This window comes from Moraxella boevrei DSM 14165, from assembly GCF_000379845.1.
GTDB lineage: Bacteria > Pseudomonadota > Gammaproteobacteria > Pseudomonadales > Moraxellaceae > Faucicola > Faucicola boevrei.
Genome location: NZ_KB903776.1, coordinates 16253 through 36320, shown reverse-complemented (window position 1 = coordinate 36320; position 20068 = coordinate 16253). Strand labels below are relative to the sequence as shown.

At 41.4% G+C, this 20068-nt stretch carries 17 protein-coding genes and 1 pseudogene; 10 read left to right on the top strand and 8 right to left on the bottom strand.

The features are described from left to right. The first annotated feature begins 105 nt into the window (after positions 1-105). Positions 106-1572 (top strand): Asp-tRNA(Asn)/Glu-tRNA(Gln) amidotransferase subunit GatB, encoded by a 1467-nt coding sequence (gene gatB / locus A3G3_RS0104030; protein WP_019519260.1) that lies wholly within the window; start codon positions 106-108, stop codon positions 1570-1572. A gap of 85 nt (positions 1573-1657) precedes the next feature. On the opposite strand, the gene A3G3_RS0104020 is transcribed toward gatB, so the two are convergent. The 4 genes from A3G3_RS0104020 to A3G3_RS0104005 form a co-directional block, all read right to left on the bottom strand. Beyond that, positions 1658-2047: a hypothetical protein gene (locus A3G3_RS0104020; protein WP_019519258.1), complete on the bottom strand. Its 390-nt coding sequence runs from the start codon at positions 2045-2047 to the stop codon at positions 1658-1660. Positions 2048-2086: 39 nt separating this feature from the next. Beyond that, positions 2087-2626 (bottom strand): UPF0149 family protein, encoded by a 540-nt coding sequence (locus A3G3_RS0104015; protein ID WP_019519257.1) that lies wholly within the window; start codon positions 2624-2626, stop codon positions 2087-2089. Positions 2627-2656: 30 nt separating this feature from the next. Beyond that, the gene (locus A3G3_RS0104010) at positions 2657-2884 is read right to left on the bottom strand and encodes a PA3496 family putative envelope integrity protein (RefSeq protein WP_019519256.1); all 228 of its coding nucleotides are present in this window, start codon (positions 2882-2884) and stop codon (positions 2657-2659) included. Positions 2885-3109: 225 nt separating this feature from the next. After that, a complete protein-coding gene (locus A3G3_RS0104005) occupies positions 3110-4528 on the bottom strand; it encodes a hypothetical protein (RefSeq protein WP_019519255.1) in 1419 nt (472 codons plus the stop codon). Between the two features lie 79 nt (positions 4529-4607). On the opposite strand from A3G3_RS0104005, the gene serB reads away from it, so the two are divergent. After that, positions 4608-5618, top strand: coding sequence for a phosphoserine phosphatase SerB (gene serB / locus A3G3_RS0104000; RefSeq protein ID WP_019519254.1), 1011 nt, complete (start codon positions 4608-4610; stop codon positions 5616-5618). 159 nt (positions 5619-5777) lie between these two features. Next, complete coding sequence (locus A3G3_RS0103995) at positions 5778-6311, top strand: hypothetical protein (protein WP_019519253.1); 534 nt, start codon at positions 5778-5780, stop codon at positions 6309-6311. 83 nt (positions 6312-6394) lie between these two features. On the opposite strand, the gene A3G3_RS0103990 is transcribed toward A3G3_RS0103995, so the two are convergent. Continuing rightward, entirely contained in the window at positions 6395-8140 is a 1746-nt protein-coding gene (locus A3G3_RS0103990) for a proline--tRNA ligase (RefSeq protein WP_019519252.1), read from the bottom strand. A gap of 246 nt (positions 8141-8386) precedes the next feature. On the opposite strand from A3G3_RS0103990, the gene A3G3_RS0103985 reads away from it, so the two are divergent. The 7 genes and pseudogenes from A3G3_RS0103985 (at position 8387) to A3G3_RS0103950 (ending at position 16250) form a co-directional block, all read left to right on the top strand. Next, a complete protein-coding gene (locus tag A3G3_RS0103985) occupies positions 8387-9031 on the top strand; it encodes a DUF4230 domain-containing protein (RefSeq protein ID WP_019519251.1) in 645 nt (214 codons plus the stop codon). 263 nt (positions 9032-9294) lie between these two features. Next, the gene (locus A3G3_RS0103975) at positions 9295-10509 is read left to right on the top strand and encodes a hypothetical protein (protein ID WP_019519249.1); all 1215 of its coding nucleotides are present in this window, start codon (positions 9295-9297) and stop codon (positions 10507-10509) included. Between the two features lie 141 nt (positions 10510-10650). Then, positions 10651-11179, top strand: a pseudogene (locus A3G3_RS13155) (GTP-binding protein). Positions 11180-11269: 90 nt separating this feature from the next. Then, positions 11270-11704 carry a roadblock/LC7 domain-containing protein gene (locus tag A3G3_RS0103965; RefSeq protein WP_019519247.1) on the top strand — a complete coding sequence of 145 codons (435 nt, stop codon included), beginning with the start codon at positions 11270-11272 and terminating at the stop codon, positions 11702-11704. 161 nt (positions 11705-11865) lie between these two features. Beyond that, the gene (locus tag A3G3_RS13150; protein WP_019519246.1) at positions 11866-14043 is read left to right on the top strand and encodes a TonB-dependent siderophore receptor; all 2178 of its coding nucleotides are present in this window, start codon (positions 11866-11868) and stop codon (positions 14041-14043) included. A gap of 103 nt (positions 14044-14146) precedes the next feature. Then, positions 14147-15949 (top strand): PepSY-associated TM helix domain-containing protein, encoded by a 1803-nt coding sequence (locus tag A3G3_RS13145; RefSeq protein WP_019519245.1) that lies wholly within the window; start codon positions 14147-14149, stop codon positions 15947-15949. Between the two features lie 4 nt (positions 15950-15953). Next, the gene (locus tag A3G3_RS0103950) at positions 15954-16250 is read left to right on the top strand and encodes a DUF3325 family protein (RefSeq protein ID WP_019519244.1); all 297 of its coding nucleotides are present in this window, start codon (positions 15954-15956) and stop codon (positions 16248-16250) included. A 3-nt stretch (positions 16251-16253) separates the two neighbouring features. On the opposite strand, the gene A3G3_RS13140 is transcribed toward A3G3_RS0103950, so the two are convergent. The 3 genes from A3G3_RS13140 to glyA all read right to left on the bottom strand — a co-directional run bounded on the left by A3G3_RS13140 (position 16254) and on the right by glyA (position 19611). Beyond that, complete coding sequence (locus A3G3_RS13140) at positions 16254-16538, bottom strand: ricin-type beta-trefoil lectin domain protein (protein ID WP_019519243.1); 285 nt, start codon at positions 16536-16538, stop codon at positions 16254-16256. A 196-nt stretch (positions 16539-16734) separates the two neighbouring features. Then, positions 16735-18093, bottom strand: a complete 1359-nt coding sequence (locus A3G3_RS0103940; RefSeq protein WP_019519242.1) for a CitMHS family transporter — start codon at positions 18091-18093, stop codon at positions 16735-16737. A gap of 120 nt (positions 18094-18213) precedes the next feature. After that, on the bottom strand, positions 18214-19611 hold the full coding sequence (gene glyA / locus A3G3_RS0103935) for a serine hydroxymethyltransferase (protein ID WP_019519241.1): 1398 nt from the start codon (positions 19609-19611) through the stop codon (positions 18214-18216). Between the last annotated feature and the right edge of the window lie 457 nt (positions 19612-20068).

The window sequence follows — 20068 nt, the reverse complement described above, 5'->3', positions numbered from 1 at the left end:
TGAGTTTTAAAGTTGATGATATTTCTTATCACAAATTTGTAGATAAAGTTGGTGTACTCAATTTACCCTACTTTATGATTTAACAGTTAAAAAAGAGAACCCATTATGACCCAAAACCTTTTAATTGACGGCTATGAAGTCGTTATTGGACTTGAAATTCATTGCCAATTAAACACCAACACCAAGATTTTTTCGCCTGCCAGTACCGAATTTGGACAAGCGCCGAACACCCAAGCCAACATCGTGGATTTGGCATTGCCGGGCGTACTACCTGTGTTAAACAAAGAAGTTGTGGAAAAGGCGTTAAAATTTGGTATGGGCGTGAATGCCAAACTCGGACAAATGAACGCTTTTGACCGTAAAAACTACTTCTATCCTGACTTGCCAAAAGGCTACCAAATCAGCCAAATGGCACACCCTATCGTGGGTGAAGGCTACATTGACATCGTAGTGAATGAAGGCGAAAAAAACGAATACACCAAACGCATCGGCATCACTCGTGCCCACCTAGAAGAAGATGCTGGCAAATCGGTGCATGACGCAGTTCCCCACATGACGGGCGTGGACTTAAACCGTGCTGGAACGCCACTTATAGAAATCGTCTCTGAACCTGATATGCGGTCAGCGGCTGAGGCAGTCGCTTATGTTAAAGCGATTCATCAGCTGGTAACGTGGCTTGGTATATCGGATGCTATCATGGCAGAAGGCTCGTTTCGCTGTGACTGTAACGTGTCCGTGCGTAAGCCGAACGCACCACTTGGTACACGTTGTGAATTAAAGAACTTAAACTCATTTCGCTTTATTGAGCGTGCTATTACTGTTGAGATTGAACGCCAAATTGATTTGATTGAAGACGGTGGAGAAGTGGTGCAAGCTACTCGCCTGTACGACCCTGAAAAAGACGAAACTCGCAGTATGCGTGAAAAAGAAGAAGCCAACGATTATCGCTATTTTCCTGACCCAGACCTGTTGCCTGTACATATCGACGATGAGACGATTGCCCAAATCCGTGCCAATATGCCAGAGCTACCGACCGCACGCCGTGAACGCTTTATGGGTGAGCTTGGCTTGCCTGAATACGACAGTCGAATTTTGACCGCAAACCGAGAACTTGCTGACTTTTATGAAAATGTTGTGGAAAAAGTCGGTAAAGCCCATGCCAAAATCTCTGCCAACTGGGTGATGGGCGACCTACTTGGTTCGCTCAACAAAAATGATTTGACGATTAACAATTCGCCTATTTCTGCCGAGCGTTTGGCAGGGTTAATTGCTCGTATTTTGGATAATACCATTAGCGGTAAAATCGCCAAAGAAGTGTTTGGCTATTTGTGGGAATCGGATAAAACCGCCGATGACATCATCAATGAAAAAGGGTTAAAACAAGAAACTGACACAGGAGCAATTAAAGCGATTGTCGAAGAAGTCTTAAAAAATAATCAAGCTATGGTTGATGAATACAAATCTGGCAAAGAAAAAGCCTTTAATGGACTGGTTGGGCAAGTGATGAAAGCATCTAAGGGTAAAGCAAACCCTGCACAGGTGAATCAGTTATTAAAAGAATTAATCAATTAACTTTAAAAATTCATCTAATAAAAACACCGAACAAAAAAGGTATCGCCAAATCGTGATACCTTTTTTAATTTTAAATAGCCAAAAATTAACGGCGAATACGCCAACCATCCGCTATTTTTACCAATCTAATTTTACTGTCCTTAGACAAATAACCGCCTTTAACCACATCCATCAAAATCGGCTGTGGATCGCCCCCCAAAAAAACTTCCGCTTGGGATTTATCTTCTGATAAAATCACATACACCGCTAACCTGTCATTGTTCGGATCGGTAAGTTGAATGTCCGCCACGTCAAACACTTGCACACATTCCCCTTTTAGCGTGGAATAGGTTTGCCCTGCCGATATCAAACAGCCGTCAGCATCGGTATCACCGCCGATTGGTTGTGGCTCTAGGCTAGTTTTGGTGGTTTGGCAACCCGTCGCTAACAACATCACTGACAAACTACCCACTAGTGCGATATTTTGGATTTTCATTGGATTACCTTTTTATGATTAATTTTTTTAAACAATGAATTAATCATCGGTGTGAAACAACAAAAACAATTCCACCACATTTTTTTCAATCGCCGATGCCATTTGTGCCATGGTGGTTGGGTCGTCTATTAGCTCTTTCATGTCGGCTTCTTCTTCGTCAATGCCACTAAAAAGCACCATTGGCAGGGTCAGCATCGCCACATCTTCTTCGGTACGGCTATCAGCGAACCAGTCATCAGCTTCGTCATCGCTGGCGTACATCGCATCCACAAAGCCCACCGACCACTCGCCCACGTCCGACTCGGCGATATCGCTATAATCGGTTTCAACAATGTCAAACGGCAATTCAATGGCTTTTTCGTCTTGGAGCGTGGCTTGTAATTCGGCTCGCCATTCGCTAATCGCTTGCAACACCGCAGGTTTAACTTGTTTTTCGTTACCTTCAAATAGCAACGATTGCCAATTTTTTAACGATTTTGCCACCACCGATGCGGTCAAAAAACCATGTGTGGCAAGGCTTGACAAGCCAAATTGGTTATCATCACTATCCAAAAAATCAATTAAATCATCAAAATTCATCATTTATCCTAAATTTTCTAAAAATGTTTCTTAAAAATCCCCGTCGTCAAAATCGTCATCGTCCAAGTCATCCAAATCATCGTCAAAACTATCTCGCAACGAACGTTCTAGACGTTTTTCCGCCAAGAAATTGTCAATCATGCGACGTTTTTCCAAGCTACTGCCACGGCGTGATGCGTCATCATCCGCCAGACGGGCGTCTTCGTCATCGTCAAAATTGTCATCTTCAAAGCTATCATCAATATCTGGTTCAGCCATGTGGACTCCTTTTTAATAACAATTAGAAGTCTTTTCAAACTCGGTTTTGCTTCGCCATAAACGTGTCGAATGCTACGAAAACCGTGATAGTTCGATAGGCTTACTAGGAACGGTTTTCTTGTTTTACTGGTTTAAAAAGAATTCTATTAAAAAATTCAAAAAATAATGCGGTTTATAAATTATTTTTTAAAAAATGTCAATCTTTATATTACCAAAGCCGAAAAATTATTCCTGTTCGGCGATTTGATAGCGTTCGGCACTGGTCAAAATATCATCACGTTTTTGGATTAATTCTTTCATTACACTTTGTGACAGCCCGTCATACCAACGCATTTCACGTTCTTTGACGGTGCGTGGGTGTCGTTGTTGTTTGATTTGGATTTGTTTTTCTAAATGTTTTAACATCGCTGACGGATACAAAATCACCAAGCTATCTTCTTTGCCATGATTGTTCATCAAACCGTGCAAATTATCAAAGTCTTGCACCATACCAACACCTGCCATCATCGGCAAAGCAAAACGTGATAATTCACGGTGTTTTTCATACACGACTTGGTTTAAAATCAGCACAAGCTTGGACAATAACACCGATGCGAATGCCACTTGGTCGGGTTTGCCTGTTAAATGCACGACCGCTCCGTTTTTGTCAAAATACGGCAACGCTTCGAGTATCACACCTTTGGTAAAGCGGTTTAGCATCGATGAATTTGGGCTTAACAAGCTATCGCACGCACGCAATAACAACTGTTCACACAAATGCAGATACGGCGTTGCGGTGTCAGGGGTTAGGCGTTCTAACAATTTAAACTCATCAAAAAAGCGGATTTGGATTGCCACGGTTTGTTCTTGATTTGGGTCAACGCCTTTTGCCACGTCTTTTGTCAGATTATCAGATCTTTTATCGTCTTGTGGGTTATCCAGTTCAATCTTGGTTATTTGCTCATCATGTTGACTTGGCAAGTTTGTTTGGCGGTTCTTTTGCAAATATTGTTGGATGGTGGCATTGGGATTTTCAGCGGGTTTATTTTCCGACTGTTGTTGATTATTTTTAGTTTGTGCCACCTGATTAGGCTCAGTTGCAACGGTTTGTTCCAAATTACCGCCTTGACGAGCAAGTGCCAAACGTTGTTGCACTTTTTCACCAAGCTCATCAATTTGAGCTTGGGTTGGGCGTGCCACATAGCCATAAATCAGCCATAAAAACAGATGCAACACCGCCGTACCCAAGATAAACAGCCATTGTTGCCCCAAAATCTCACCATTAGACAACGCACGCATGGTTACGCTCACTTGCCCTATTTCTTGATTGTTTTGAATAATTAATTTGTCAATCACTTGTCCGACATCGTGTTGCGATTGCCCTATTTGTACCAACGTCTGTTTATTTTTATCCATAATCACGAGCTTGGCAATATCGCTATCCACTTGGTAACGGTTCGCCAGCACACTTAAACTGATACGGTCTTGATTACCAATGGCAACAAGGGCTTCTTTGCCCAACTGCTCCACGATTTTTTCGCCTTTATCGGTCTGATAATCATACTGCTGTTTTTCCACACTCAGCATAAGAACCAACAAATGTAGGCAAAAACTCACTAATAACACAATGGCAAAAATGCCCTGACGGGGTGCAAGATGACTCATAAATTTAAAACTTTCTTTTGTGAAAAATAAATGCTACATTATCATGCTAATTGCTTTATCAGACAAGGGGAAAATCAACATGAATACAAATTTTTATGCAAAAATGGGTAAAATTGAGCCAAATTGTTGGATTTTGACATTATCTGCACCCAAATTTGAGTTTGGTCTATTATATCAAATTCAACAGCTACTTGCGGAAAATTACCCAACTTTACGCCTAATTAATCAACAAACATTGACAAGTTCCCTAGATTGGCAACAAAATCTAAACGACACCCACAAGCCAACACCACAAGCCGAACAAATTAGCCCTGTTACGACCTTACAATGGTACGTGAGCGTTGCCAAACCTGATTTAGCAAATTTTCAAAAAAATATCAAACAATTGTTTAGTAGTGTGCATTTTACCAATCTGGACATTCACGCCATGCCATTGAGCCAACAGCAACGACCACACAAACTGGCTTTGTTTGACATGGATTCCACGTTGATTGAGCAGGAAGTGATTGTGGAACTTGCCAAAAAAGCAGGGATTGGCGAACAAGTGGACATCATCACCGAATCGGCAATGCGTGGCGAGATTGATTTTGATGAAAGTTTTGTCAGACGTGTGGCGTTGCTAAAAGGGTTGGACGTGGCGGTATTGGACGAAATTATCGCACAAAATTTGAGTTTTAGCCTTGGAGCGAAACGCTTAATCAGTCGTTTAAGACGAGCAGGTTATCATGTGGTGTTAGTGTCAGGTGGTTTTACTTATTTTGCAAACTATGTTAAAAATTATTTAGGAATTGATGAAGTGTTTGCCAATGAATTGGACATTCAAAACGGCAAAATAACAGGCAATATCACCACGCCGATTGTCAATGGGGCAAAAAAAGCCGAGATTTTGCAACAAACAGCAACACGCTTAGGGATTGATTTGTCACAGACGGTAGCAGTTGGCGACGGAGCAAATGATGTGCCAATGTTGCAACTTGCCGATATCGGCATTGCGTATCGTGCTAAGCCGATTGTGCAACAACAAGCGGACTTTGCAATCAATGTAACAGGCTTGGACGGTGTGTTGGCGGTGCTTGGTTTGAGCGATTAACGATGTTTTTTCGTTCTCCATGAACTTGTCGAATGCTCACAAAAACGTCATGGTTCGACCACTTTGCTACGACTCGTCTTGCGAAATAGTGTTTCTCACACCACCAACGTTTTTGTCATTTTAAAATAAATTTACCCATGGTTAAAAAGGAAAAATCTGATGAAAATCAAAGCATTATGTTTAGCAAGTTTAATATTATTTAGCAGTTTGCCAAATTTGGCACATTCGGCTCGTTGGTGGCAACCTGATGACAGTGATTTTAACGGCGGTGGCATGGATTTGGACAGCTATCGCACCTTTACCGATAGCGAAGGTTATGAAGTCACATCCATTTGGTTTCGAGACCGCATGGACAAAGCCGAAAGTGTGTATAACCCTAACCTTGGCAAAAAAAGCATTACCAGTGCTTTTTCGCTTTTGGTACAAATACGGTGCGATACAGGCGAGTTAAAATTGGCAGATTTTATTTTTCAAGACCGTCAATACAATGATTTGTGGCGTGTGAGCGATTATCCTGAGTTTGTTGAAGACTCACGACGTAAAATCGGTGAGTTTTATTATCCAAGCCCGAGCAGTCAAGAAGCACAGATTTTGAGTTTATGCGACATTAAAAAAGCCGAAGACGAAAAGGGTTTTTCAATTCAAGATTTTGAACTGGACGAATACGGTCATGTGATTGGGTTTAAAGAATAAAGATTTTTTTCAATAAAAAAGTGCGTAAAATGTTACACACTTTTTTTGGTTTAAATCTTTGCAACGATTTTATTAAAACAGCATTAAACAGCGATTTTTGCTAAAACTTCATCGAGTGTTAACATTTGTTTTTCACCATCAGCACGATAAACGTACTCAAAGGTAACGTCGCCATTGTCAGCAATATTTTTCTCCGAAATCACGATACGATGCGGAATACCAACGAGCTCTAAATCGGCAAACTTCACGCCTGCACGCTCATCACGGTCGTCAAGCAATACATCAACGCCTTTTATCTTTAAATCGTTGTAAAGTTCAGTAGCCATTTGCATGGCTTTGTCATTGTTGGCATCTTTCATTTTGCCTTTAATCATCGGCACAATCGCCACGTCAAACGGTGCAAGGCTTTCGCCTGTTTCGCTGATTTTCCAGATAATACCTTGTTCATCATGATTTTGCTCAATCGCCGCCGCCACGATACGAGTTACCCCAATACCATAACAGCCCATCGTGGTGATCACAGGCTTGCCCTGCTCACCCATGACCGCACAGTTTAATGCTTTGGCGTATTTGTCGCCTAGTTGGAAAATATGACCGACTTCAATACCACGGCGGATTTGCAGTTTACCTTGTCCGTCTGGGCTTGGGTCGCCTTCCACTACGTTGCGAATATCGGCAACTTGGGTAATTTGGGCATCACGTTCCCAGTTTACCCCTATGGTGTGAAAATCAGGCTTGTTCGCACCGCTGACAAAATCTGCTAAAACAGACGCACTTTTGTCCACAATGACAGGCATATTTAAATCAAACACGCCAATATAACCCTTATGAAGCCCTGCAGTTTTCATGGCATCTTCTGTGGCAAAGGTTAATGGGGCTTTCACTTGGGCTAATTTTTCCGCTTTGATTTCGTTTAAGCTATGGTCGCCACGAAGCACCAACGCCACCAAGGTCGGCTTGCCATTTTCATCATCAATACCTTCTACAATCAAGGTTTTTACCGTTTGGGAAAGTGGCAATCCCAAATGCTCGGCAACCTGTTCACAGGTTGGCATATTTGGCGTTGCAACGTCTGTTTTGGCTTGGCTTGGGACTGGTCGAGTGTCATTACAAATCGCTTCGGCAAGCTCAATGTTCGCCGCATAATCAGAGGTATCGCTAAAGACAATATCATCTTCGCCAGAATTTGCCAAAACTTGAAATTCATGTGATGCAAAACCACCGATTGATCCTGTGTCCGCTTGTACCGCACGAAAATCCAAGCCAAGACGAGTAAAAATCCTGCTATACGCACCATACATATCATCATAAGTTTTTTGCAAAGAGGCTTGGTCAATGTGGAACGAATAGGCATCTTTCATGATAAATTCACGAGAACGCATCACGCCAAAACGTGGGCGGATTTCATCACGGAATTTGGTCTGAATCTGATAATAACATTGTGGTAATTGTTTATAGCTTTTTAACAAATTGCGAGCAATATCGGTAATCACTTCTTCATGCGTAGGTCCAAGCACAAAATCACGGTCATGGCGGTCTTTAAAACGCAATAATTCTGGACCATAATCCACCCAACGACCCGACTCTTGCCAAAGTTCCGCGGACTGTACCACAGGCATCAAAAGCTCTTGGCTATTAATGGCGTTCATCTCTTCACGGATGATTTTTTCGACCTTTTGCAAAGTTTTTAAACCCATTGGCAACCAACTATACAGCCCTGATGCCGACTTGCGGATAAGTCCTGCACGCAGCATAAGCTTGGCAGAAGCCACATCGGCATCGCTTGGCGTTTCTTTTAATGTGGCAAAGGTAAATTGGCTGGCTTTCATATCGCACCTTAAAATCGTTAATAAATAAGCTATTGTAACGGTTTGTTAAGAATTTGACAATCCTTATCCTCGTATTATAAACTGCAATCATACCTAATGATAGTAGCAACCACACCAATCATTTTAAAAATTCAAATCATCGTTTACAAAATATAAAACACCCTTACACAGGGCATATTGATTAATTCATTCATTGTCTTTACACTAAAGATTAGCAACGATAATTTCATTAAAGGTAAACTTATCATGATAAAATCTGTAAAATCCATGTATTTTTGGCTGTCGCTTGTGCTATTTGGCGTAATTTGTGCGATGGCAGTTGGGTTTTATACCTATCAAAAAAACGCCAAACCCAAAATTGACGTCTTAACCACAGACGGCGTGATTAGCAAAATCCAAAGCTTAAATCGCTTACAGACGGTCGTGTATAACGTGGATACCGTTATCACTGCCCAAAAACAGGGCAACTGGTACACCCTTTGGCAGGACGAACAAAAAGGACTGTTTGTCGCTCATGGGCGGGTACAGGCAGGTATTGATTTAAATCAATTAAAACCTGAACATATCACGGTGACACCGCTTGATGAAAAATCTGATAACCCCACGCAGTCGGTAAGCATTACCCTACCTCCCGCCCAAGTGTTTGAAACCTATTTGGACAACATTGAAGTATATGACATTCAGACAGGCGTGTTTGGCATCATGGACGTTGACCCCGAAATTTTCAAACAAGCACAACAATCTGGCAAGGCACAGGTGCTAAAAACCGCCTGTAAATCCGATATGCTCAAACTTGCCACTGACAATGCCCAAAAGCAAGTATCAGCACTGTTTTCCCTGGCCAATGTCAACGTGACAGTGAATGTAACTGAGCCAAAAAATTGTCGTTAATTTTTAAAAAAATATAATCTTTACTTGTAATAAAAATTGTCAAAAACACTGATTATTAATCAAAATTAATAATCAGTTATTTTTTGGCTAAAGATTGATACGCTTTTGTAACACTTTTTGCGTTTTTTGGTATGAAAGGTTATTTTTATGGGCTTTGCAACCTACCTTATTTGTTAAAATCTTGTTAAAATTTATAATTAAATTTCGGTAGCGTTTTTGCAACATTTATCCGACATAAAATAAAATAAAAGGAATGTATGTCCATGAGTCTAACTTCCAATGACAATACCAAAAAAGTTTTACGCATTGCCCTAGTCGGAGTCCGACCTGCTGACCAAGTGATTATTAAGGGTTATTTACGTCTGTTAATGCGGTTAGAAGCCGACCTTGAATGGGTATCTGCTAACCATGAAGCGGTTGATTTGTTTATGGTGAATGCTGAATTTCAGCACGCCGACAGCGTTCAACGTCTAATGTCTGCAAAACCGCACGCCGCCGCCCTATATATCGCCCGTACTGAGGGTGATAACGGCTATTTGACAGGTAATATTTTGACCTTGCCAATTAAAGATTTAGACCCGCTCAATAAATGGTTATATGCCAATTTACAATTTTTATCAGGACATACACCGACTCGTATTAGCTCAAACGATACGCCAGACAATTCTGCAAAACCACAAGGTCGCACCTCGCTAGACGACTTAATCGCCAGTCGCCAACAAAAACCTATGGCAAACCCACAGCCTACGGTATCACTTACCGCATCCGAAGCCCATGTTAACAGCGATAACAGTGTCGCTTTAGCAATCGCCCAAGTGTTAAGCCGTTTACATAAAAAAGAAGACCAACTGTTTAGTTTAAACAACGCTCAAGGGGCAGTTTTAGCATATATCCAGCCAAAACAACAACGCATTTGGTTACAACAAGCGACTTTAGAGCCGTCAGCTTGGACGTTAAACGTTGCCAATCCGCAAACCTTAGACCCAAAAAATTCACTAGATTTGGTACAATATTTTTGGCAATTTGGTTTAAAAAATGCCAAAGCATTGCAAGCTTTGGTCAATACTACCAACCCTTACCACATCACTAGTTGGGTAAAACCTGATAACAACAACCAACGCCATAACGCCCTAAAAGTACAATGCGTGTTAGAAGCACGTGAAGTTAGCCTTGGTGAATTGATTAGCTTAAGCGGTGTGGATGCCAATGTTACCAAAGCCATGCTAATCGCCTTAGTGATGTCAGGCGTTTTACAAACAGAAGTTTATGAGAACTTGACTCAAACTGTCAGCCAATTTAAAGGCACACACACAACGTCAAATCAAACTGTGACGGCAACCCCTACGCCGACAATGCCAACCAGTCATGCAACCAGTAGCTTACAACAAGAAATCAAGACAGAACAACCTGCCCAAACCGACCAGCAAGATGGCATGAAAGGTTTCTTATCTCGCTTACGCCGTAAACTGGGCATTTAATCAGTTATTTTCTGCTAAGATCGGTAATCACACACAAAATTGCTAGTATAAAATAGCATTTTAGTGTATGATAAGCAAAAGAATATTGTATTGTTAATATTTTTTAAATATCAACAAAAAATTATTTAGTAAGGCTTTATTATGCAACGCTTAAAAATCGTCTTTAGTGGCCCAATGGGCGCAGGTAAAACCCAAGCTATCTCAAGCCTGTCTGATATCCCTGTGGTGTCTACCGAAGTCAAAAACACCGACCTTGGCACGAACGCCAAACTATTAACCACTGTGGGCATGGACTACGGTGAGCTGACCTTAAGAAGGTGGCATGAGTATTGGGCTATACGGTACGCCGGGGCAGGAACGTTTTAACTTTATTTGGCCCATCCTATCGCAAGGTGCATTGGGTGTGATTATCCTAATTGACCATTCGGCTCAAGACCCGATTGGCGACCTAGCCAACTACCTGGAAACTTTTGCCAAAATCTACGATGGTCGTATTGTGATTGGTATCAGCCAAGTGGACAAAAAACCTGAATTAGACTTTGGCATTTACCGTGAATGGTTGGACAAACAAGGTAAAAACCTGCCTGTTTTTCCTGTTGATATGCGTAAACGTGAAGATGTATTGTTGCTCGTTGATACGATTATTTCATCGTTAGAGCTGAGCAATTAAAACCAATTTTAACTGGTATTTTTTAATCCATCAGTGAGTTTTACTTTATATTAACAGTTATCAATTAACCCAAACTTTGTGGATAGCAACATGAACGATAAATTATTTCAAATGGAAAGCCGTGTCAAACCAAGCGAAAAATTCGTTACTTTGTCTAACGAAATTTTGCACGAATTAGTTCATACCACTAGCGGTGTGGACGGCGTGTTATTGGCATCAACAGACGGCTTTGAAGTTAGCTCCATTTTCCAAAAAAACTATGATGGTGGCAAGTTGTCTGCGGTCGGAAGTTCAATTTTGGCTTTGGTACAAGCCTTAACGGCTGAAGCCCAGTTAACGGGCTGTCGCTCGGTGATTTTGGATGCCGAAAATGGTAAAATTATGATTAGTGCTGTGCCAAATGAGCATCAGCCGATGATTGTGATTGTGGTTACCAAGCAACAAGTGTTGCTCGGTCAAATCATGCACGGTATGAATAAGGCGATTAATGCGTTGGTTGAGTTGGATAAAGCTCATCACGGTTAATTTTTCGCTTTTTATCTCAAATAGAGCCACTAACGATTTGTTAGTGGTTTTTTTGTTTTTTACGGGTTTGTTAAATATTTGTAAAAACATTGCTTGACTTTATTAGAAATGATAATTATTATTATTCGTCTTTGTATTATTTATATTTTTTAAGGGTTTTTATGAAATTTTCTCAAACGCGTATTCATCTTGCATTAAAAACGGTGTTATTCGGTTCGGTTGCTTTGTCATTGCCTGCACTTGCTGAAGAAGTCGTACCAACGGCGACTTTGGACGAGATTGTCATTAACGCATCATCTAGCAATCCTACCCCCTACACCATCCGTGAGTCATCGGCATCAACGGGATTGGATTTAAGTTTAGAAGAAACGCCCCAGCTCGTGACAACGGTTACCGCTCAGCGTATCAAAGACCAAGACAATCAAAGTTTGGTGGATGTGATGAAAGATACCAATGGCGTTCATGTGCGAAATATTGACGGTGGACGGACGAGTTTTTATTCGCGTGGGTTTGGCATTAGCAAAATTCATGTGGACGGTATGCCGTTAGATTTCAATGGTCAGTTGGTAATTGGTGAAAATCACGTGAGTTCCGTTATCTATGATACGGTGGAAGTCACGCACGGTGCGACAGGCTTGGTATCGGGTTCTGGTGAGCCGTCTGCTCGTGTGAATGTAGTGCGTAAACGTGCAGAAAACGTCACACCCGCGAGCGAAATTACGTTAAGTGTGGATGAATTTGGGCATTATGGCGTGGTATTTGACCATGCTCGTGGCTTGAATGAAGATGGTTCGGTACGTGGGCGGGTGATTGTCGCACATTCGGACGGTGACACCTATGTGAACGGCGAAGAAAAAGGCGAAAGCCGTCTGTATGGCGTGATTGATGCGGATATCGGAGAAAAAACCAAAGCAGGCATCGGTATGACCGTAAGTGAACTGCGTCAACATGGCACGATGTGGGGTGGTTTGCCTGCGTATTATTCAGACGGCTCACGCACGGATTGGGACGTGAATAAAACCACTTCTACTGACTGGAGCGTTTGGAATAATAAAACTTATGAAGTGTTTAGTAATGTCAGTCATCAATTCACCCCAAATTGGCAAGCTGAGCTAAAAACCAATTATCGTGTAGTGAACGGTGAAGCCAAATTATTTTGGTTATACGGTGATACGTTAGATAAAAACACAGGTTTGGGCTTAGGCATTAATCCTTATCGCTCGGAAAATGATTACAAACAATTTAACATTCAAGGTGATGTAAAAGGTTATTTTAATTTGTTTGGCAAAACGCATCAAGCCATGTTTGGAGCAAGTCATACCAAATTTACCCAAGAAGCGGATACATTTTTGGATTGGACAAAAGCACAATTTCCACCACATGACAATTTTTTTGCGTGGGACGGCTCATATCCTGAATACAACTGGGATAGTGCCACCCAAAGCGTGAACACCACCATGAAAGAAAACAGTGCATATCTTGCCACTCAGCTAAAACCAACCGACAAACTATCAGTCGTACTGGGTTCACGCCTTTCTGAATACGAACGCACAGGCACGCAGTGGGGTACAGTGAATCAAAAAGCCGAAGACGCTTGGACACCGTATGCAGGAGTGACTTATGCGTTTAGCCCACAAACATCGGCTTATGCCAGCTACACCAGTATTTTTAGACCGCAATCCGTACGTGATGTCAACGGCAATCATCTCGATGCCGAAATGGGCGACACTTATGAATTAGGCTTTAAAAGTAGCGTGTTAGATGATAAATTACAAACCCAATTTGGCTTATTTTACACCCAAAAAGAAAACGCATCACAACGTCTCAACGGTACGTTTGTCAAAGGCACTGAAAATTCAACCAAAGAAATCGCCTACACCACGACTGACGGTGCAACCAGCCAAGGTTTTGAAATGGAATTATCGGGTAAATTTAGCAAAAACCTAATGGGAACATTGGGCTATAGCTATACCGATGCCAAAACCGCAACAGGCAAACCGCTAGATACGACTATCCCAAGCCACATGGTAAAAGCCTTTGCCACCTATGATATGGGTGATTATGTCAATGGCTTAACCGTAGGTGCAGGGGTGAATTATACCAGCGAGCGTTATGCGGTTTTAACCCATAGCGTGACCAAAAAACAGGAAAAATATAGCCAAGATGGTTTTGCCGTGGTGGATTTAATGGCTCGTTATCAAGTTAACAACAACCTTGAAGCTCAGCTAAATTTACACAATCTTTTTGATAAACAATACATCACCAATAACTGGGGTTCAAATCAGCTAAACTTCGGTGAGCCACGCACTGTTTCGGGAAGTTTGACTTACCGTTTCTAAAGCGTGTCATAAAGCCACTATAAACCGACTTCCGATATCATTGTGTTATCGGAAGTTTGTTTTTTAACCATGATTTAAATTTTTGATAAAACTGCTTATTATTATGAAAAAATCACGCCCAACATCATTTTATCTTCGTTTATTGTGTCAAATTTTATTGGCAGTTTTTGGGGGTTATGGCATGGCGGTATTGGTGGATATTGGTTTTATTTATTTACCAATTCAGCCATTATCTGCGATTTTTTGGGGACAAATTGCTAGTATCGTCGCCTTTACTGCCGTGATTTTGGCGGTTTTTTCTTATCAAATTTTGCAAAAAAATTCCAAAACTCATCACAAATCTAGCCACAAATCAAACGAAAAATCCAACAAAAAAGGCTATCGCCAACATATGGCAAGCGTGCATACGTGGTTTGGCGTGTTGGCAGGTTGGTTGTTGTTTGTGGTGTTTTTAATGGGAACGGTGAGTTTTTTTAAAGATGAAATCAGCGTTTGGACAAAACCCGAACTCTCCTATCAATCACTCAGCAATGATAATCAAGCTATCAGCCACGCTATCGGCAGTTTGCAACGCCATTACCCAAATGCTCAAAGTTGGTACATTTATCCTGCGACCGAGCGTTATCCACTCACGCAACAATACGTTAAAAATGCCGATGACCGTTTTGGCAAACCGAAATTTTTTGATCAACAGCAACAAGAAATTACCGAAATAAAAGACAGTAAAGGCGGTGAGTTTTTTTATAGGATGCACTTTGACTTGCATTATCTGTCGCCACGCACGGCACGTTGGCTGGTGGGTTTTTTTTCCATGATGATGTTAATCGGTCTGATAACAGGCATCATTGTGCATAAAAAAATCTTTAGCGACCTTTTTACCTTACGCCTAAAAAAAGGACAACGCTCGTGGCTAGATGCCCATAATTTAGTTTCGGTGCTGCCGTTGCCATTTCATTTGATGATTACCTTTACAGGCGTGGTCACGCTGATTGCGATGTATATGCCGTATGGTGAACGCTTTGCCAATATTGACAGTCATACCGTTTATCAGCAAATTTATTCCTTTCGTCCTGTCAAACCTGAAGTCGCAACAACTGCCAAACCCGCCCCCATGGTAGATATTGGCAAATTGATAAGCCAAAGTGAAAAAACTTGGCAAAATCCGCACTATCGTATCACATCAGTCAGTGTAAATTTACCAAATACCGACAAAAGTCAAATTATCATTGATGCCAAACCCATGCACCAAATCGCCTTGTTATCCGAATTTCACATTTATGACGGCACTACAGGCAAGTTGTTGGAAAAACATACGCCAAATGTGTCTGGGGCGACTGCCAATCGCTTGTTAGTCGGTTTACACAAAGGCAAATTTGCCAATCCATTATTACGTTGGTTATATTTTTTATCAGGGATGTTAGGCACGGCAATGGTAGCAACAGGGTTGATACTGTGGACGGTGAAACGGCAAAATTTGGCAAACCGTCAGCATTTTGGTTTTTTTGTGCTACAGCGGAGCAATATTAGCTTGATTGCAGGATTACCGTTGGCGATGTTAAGTTTTTTTTGGTTTAATCGCTTATTAGCCACCGATTTGGCAAACCGTGCTAACTGGGAAATTCACGGATTTTTTATCGTATGGCTCATCGCCACGCTGTTTGCGTTTTGCGTTCGCCCAACTGTGGCATGGCGTGGGCTATTGGCAAGCACCGCTATCGTTGCGTTCTGCACGCCTATGTTAAACGCATTTACCACCAACAAAGGCTTGTTGCAAAGCATCAAGCATAACGATTGGTTATTTATTGGATTTGACCTATTTTTTATCGGATTAGCAATTAGCTATTTTTTGGCATTACAAATTTATCAAAAATCACTTACAAAAAATTGTAGTAAAACAAAAGGATAACCTCATGAATTTAGGGATAATGCAAAGTTTGATTTTTTTGCTCATATTGCTTGGTGTAACGGCAATCATGCTTACCAAACCACGGCATCAAAAAACCTTAAAACCGTTACTTTTACGCCATTTTCCAATGTTAAACTTGGCTAATAAACCTTTTAACACGTTAGGAATTAGTTTGTTAATGTTGAGTTTTGGGCTAAATTTTACCGCAATCGCTGTCGGTCATGCGGTGGTCGTTTGGTTTGGACTGCTCACACTTGCTATTTTGCTAGTGGCAATGTTGCTGTGTTGGTTAGATAATTAAACCTTAAAAATCAAACCGCTGATTAACTTGATTTTGGCAAGTTGCGATAACGACACGGTTATGTTGATTAACAGTTAAGCATTTTCCTGTTAATTGGTTGCGTAATTGTTTGCCGTCGCTGTACCATTTTTGGTTAAGTTTGCCATGACATTGGTGCAAAATCACAGGCGTGCCGTTCGTTTGGCTCTCCCCTGCCACATCAAGGCATTTTTCATTTTGCCGAATGGTTTGGTCATCTTTGCCAACGAATAACTGATTGGCTTTACCATGACAACGGTGGGCAATCAAGGTTTTTCCATCATCGCCATGCACGGTATGAATAAGGCGATTAATGCGTTGGTTGAGTTAGATAAAGCCCACCACGGTTAATTTTTCTTCTACTTTTGACAGATAAAACCAGTCCATATTTAAAAGCACCAAATATCAAAAAGCCAAACAAATATGTTTGGCTTTTATCAATTCTAAACAAATTTTAGGGAAGCACTTAAAGCGGTACACCACCGAACACAAACATACCTACCAAGAAAAAGGCAAAAATGCCAATCGCCCATTTTGCTGACTGAATTTGCCATTTACCCATATCTACCCCTGTTAAATTCAGTAACAGATAAATAAAGCCAACCAATGGACTTAACAAATGGAATGCTTGACCTGCTGTACTGGCAATTGCCATATCCATCGCAGTAAATCCATATTTGATACCAACCTCGTTTAAAACAGGTAATACCCCTAAATAAAACGCATCGTTACTTAAGAAAAACGTTCCAGGTACAGAGACAAGGGCGACAATGAGTGGCCAATGGTTACCAAAACGCTCAGGAATCCATGTAGACAAGGCTTCCCCCATCGCATTACTCATTCCTGTGCCTGCCAGTATACCCATAAACACTCCTGCCGCTAATACCATAAAAATCACCTGTACCGCAGATGAGCCATATAACTCAATGATTTGACGCTGATCTTTTTGGTTGGGGTAATTTACGATAAAAGCGATTGCAATACCAATAGCAAAAATCAGGGCTGAACTGACCTTTGGAATGAACCATGTCCCTCCAAAAATAAGTAATGTCATTAAAACAGCAGTTAACAAAAAATTAAACCAAACCATCTTTGGGCGTACCAAACTGATATCGCCTTGGGAGTCAGCGATGATAGCGTTTAATTCGTGTTGTCCGATTGTATGAATACCTAGACGTTTACGCTCAGCTAACCCTCGCCAAATTGCCACACCAATCACCCAAATACTTGCCATTATCATACCCGGTATAATCGCTCGCATCAATGCCCCTTCATCAACCCGCAAGGCAGCAATGATACGTGCCGTTGGACCACCCCATGGTAATAAGTTCATGATTTGATTAGACAAAATAATGAGCACCGCCAAATCCATCATTTTCATATTAAGGCGTTTATAGATAGGAATCATCGCTGAGCAAACAACCAATGTGGTGGTTGAACCATCACCATCTACAGAAACACCCAGTGCTAAAATGGCTGTACCGACAAGCACCTTCAGTGGGTCGCCTTTTACTAACTTGATAATCGCTGTGGTTAATGGGTTAAACAGTCCTGCACTTAACATTAGTCCAAAATATAAAATAGCAAACAATAGCATGATTGCTGTACCTGCAACCCCTTTAATGTCCAAATCAGGGTTACTGGTGATGCCTGCAATAGCAAACTTACTAATATCATTTGCACTAAAATCTCCATAACCCATAACCGCCGCAAACAGACCTACAACCAGTGGTATAAGTACCAAAGCAGTAAATGGTGAAGCTTTTCGTGTCATAATAAGGGTCATAAAACCGATGACGATGATTAATCCTAATCCTGCTAGCATAATCCTAATCCTTGCTAAATCAATGTTACGAAAAAAACCTAAATTATTTTTGATATCAATAATTTAGGCATTTTTTCATACGGTAATAAACGTCCAAATGAGTTATCTCATTTGAGCTACTTATTTGGTGATAATTTTATTTACTTTTTCGTACAATTCGGTGGCTTTTTGTTTGGCTACGGCAACGATTTCATGTTCACCTGCTTTTTCGTCAATGAACTGATTTAATTTGTCAAACAATTCATGGGCTTTCGTATCAATGCCGATATTACGTTCGTACACAGGATATTCTTTGCACAGGGCACTGGCTTTTTCACGCACTTCGCCAATCACTTTTTCATCGCCACGGCTATCTAATACATCACAAATCCAGCCCGCTAATTCACGCACTTGCTCTTCTTTAAAGCCACGCGTGGTCACTGCAGGCGTACCAATGCGGATGCCCGACGTAACAAACGGAGATTTTGGGTCGTTTGGTACTGAGTTTTTATTGACGGTGATGTGTGCATCGCCAAGCCATTTGTCAGCTTCTTTACCTGTGATTTCTTGCTTGATTAGGCTGATGAGCATTAGGTGATTTTCCGTACCGCCTGATACCACCTCATAGCCACGAGCGATGATAACCTCCGCCATGGCTTTGGCGTTTTTAACAACTTGGTGTTGGTAAGCTTTGTAGTCATCGCTCATCGCTTCTTTAAAGCATACAGCTTTGGCGGCGATGGCATGCATGAGTGGACCGCCTTGGGTGCCGGGGAATACGGCTGAATTTAATTTTTTCTCAATTTCTTCATTTTTCTTGGCTAAAATCAAGCCTGAACGTGGGCCACGCAAGGTTTTGTGCGTGGTGGTGGTGGTTACGTCTGCAATTTGCACAGGGTTTGGATACACACCTGCTGCCACAAGACCTGCCACATGTGCCATATCTACCATCAAATACGCACCCACGCTGTCAGCAATGTCACGGAATTTTTGCCAATCAATGACTTGCGAATAAGCCGAAAAACCTGCAATAATCATTTTTGGCTTATGTTCTTTGGCAAGCCGTTCAACTTCATCATAGTCAATCAAGCCATTGTCATCAATGCCATAATGCACGGCATTGTAGGTTTTGCCCGAGAATGACACACTCGCACCATGGGTTAAGTGACCACCATGAGCAAGACTCATACCAAGCACGGTATCGCCTGCTTCTAATAACGCCAAATACACCGCACTGTTCGCATTAGAGCCTGAATGTGGCTGTACATTGGCATAATCTGCCCCAAAAAGCTCTTTGGCACGGTCAATGGCAAGCTGTTCTACCACGTCCACGTGTTCACAACCACCATAGTAGCGTTTATTTGGATAGCCTTCGGCATATTTGTTCGTTAGGTCAGAACCTTGGGCTTCCATGACCGCAGGCGAGCAGTAATTCTCTGAAGCAATCAGCTCAATGTGTGATTCTTGGCGAGTAGTCTCAGCGTCCATGGCTTTGGCAAGCTCTAGATCGTAGGTATGGATTGAAAGATTTTTGTACATAATGTCATCCTATTGATTAAAATAGTTATTGGCTAAAAGTTTGGTTAAAAAACTTCCTTAGTTTAGCACAATTTTACCCAAAAAATGTAGTGGATTTTTTCACAAAAATAAATTTTTTACCCCATTACGATTTTTTATCAATTCGATTGGCAATGTTAAACGTGGCGAGCAACCATTTATGCAAAGCTTGCAAACATGGACATACAGCGACATTGTGCATCACAAAACCACCCAAAAACCTACGCAAACAACCACAACCTACGCAAATAACCACCGAACATCTGCTTAACTTCTGATACGGAAACCAATGACGCTGAGCCTGTGAAAAGTGAGAAACACAGTTTCGCAAGAACCGTCATGGTTCGACAAGCTCACCACGAACGAAGAAAGTTGTTATATTTTGAATTAAATTTACTACAATTAAAAAAGCCGACAACTGTCAGCTTTTTAGTTTTTA

What these genes read in the sequence shown, in the direction of transcription:
- gatB (WP_019519260.1), top strand. Translation starts at nt 106, where the DNA reads ATGACCCAAAACCTTTTAATTGACGGCTATGAAGTCGTTATTGGACTT.
- A3G3_RS0104020 (WP_019519258.1), bottom strand. Translation starts at nt 2,047, where the DNA reads ATGAAAATCCAAAATATCGCACTAGTGGGTAGTTTGTCAGTGATGTTG.
- A3G3_RS0104015 (WP_019519257.1), bottom strand. Translation starts at nt 2,626, where the DNA reads ATGAATTTTGATGATTTAATTGATTTTTTGGATAGTGATGATAACCAA.
- A3G3_RS0104010 (WP_019519256.1), bottom strand. Translation starts at nt 2,884, where the DNA reads ATGGCTGAACCAGATATTGATGATAGCTTTGAAGATGACAATTTTGAC.
- A3G3_RS0104005 (WP_019519255.1), bottom strand. Translation starts at nt 4,528, where the DNA reads ATGAGTCATCTTGCACCCCGTCAGGGCATTTTTGCCATTGTGTTATTA.
- serB (WP_019519254.1), top strand. Translation starts at nt 4,608, where the DNA reads ATGAATACAAATTTTTATGCAAAAATGGGTAAAATTGAGCCAAATTGT.
- A3G3_RS0103995 (WP_019519253.1), top strand. Translation starts at nt 5,778, where the DNA reads ATGAAAATCAAAGCATTATGTTTAGCAAGTTTAATATTATTTAGCAGT.
- A3G3_RS0103990 (WP_019519252.1), bottom strand. Translation starts at nt 8,140, where the DNA reads ATGAAAGCCAGCCAATTTACCTTTGCCACATTAAAAGAAACGCCAAGC.
- A3G3_RS0103985 (WP_019519251.1), top strand. Translation starts at nt 8,387, where the DNA reads ATGATAAAATCTGTAAAATCCATGTATTTTTGGCTGTCGCTTGTGCTA.
- A3G3_RS0103975 (WP_019519249.1), top strand. Translation starts at nt 9,295, where the DNA reads ATGAGTCTAACTTCCAATGACAATACCAAAAAAGTTTTACGCATTGCC.
- A3G3_RS0103965 (WP_019519247.1), top strand. Translation starts at nt 11,270, where the DNA reads ATGAACGATAAATTATTTCAAATGGAAAGCCGTGTCAAACCAAGCGAA.
- A3G3_RS13150 (WP_019519246.1), top strand. Translation starts at nt 11,866, where the DNA reads ATGAAATTTTCTCAAACGCGTATTCATCTTGCATTAAAAACGGTGTTA.
- A3G3_RS13145 (WP_019519245.1), top strand. Translation starts at nt 14,147, where the DNA reads ATGAAAAAATCACGCCCAACATCATTTTATCTTCGTTTATTGTGTCAA.
- A3G3_RS0103950 (WP_019519244.1), top strand. Translation starts at nt 15,954, where the DNA reads ATGAATTTAGGGATAATGCAAAGTTTGATTTTTTTGCTCATATTGCTT.
- A3G3_RS0103940 (WP_019519242.1), bottom strand. Translation starts at nt 18,093, where the DNA reads ATGCTAGCAGGATTAGGATTAATCATCGTCATCGGTTTTATGACCCTT.
- glyA (WP_019519241.1), bottom strand. Translation starts at nt 19,611, where the DNA reads ATGTACAAAAATCTTTCAATCCATACCTACGATCTAGAGCTTGCCAAA.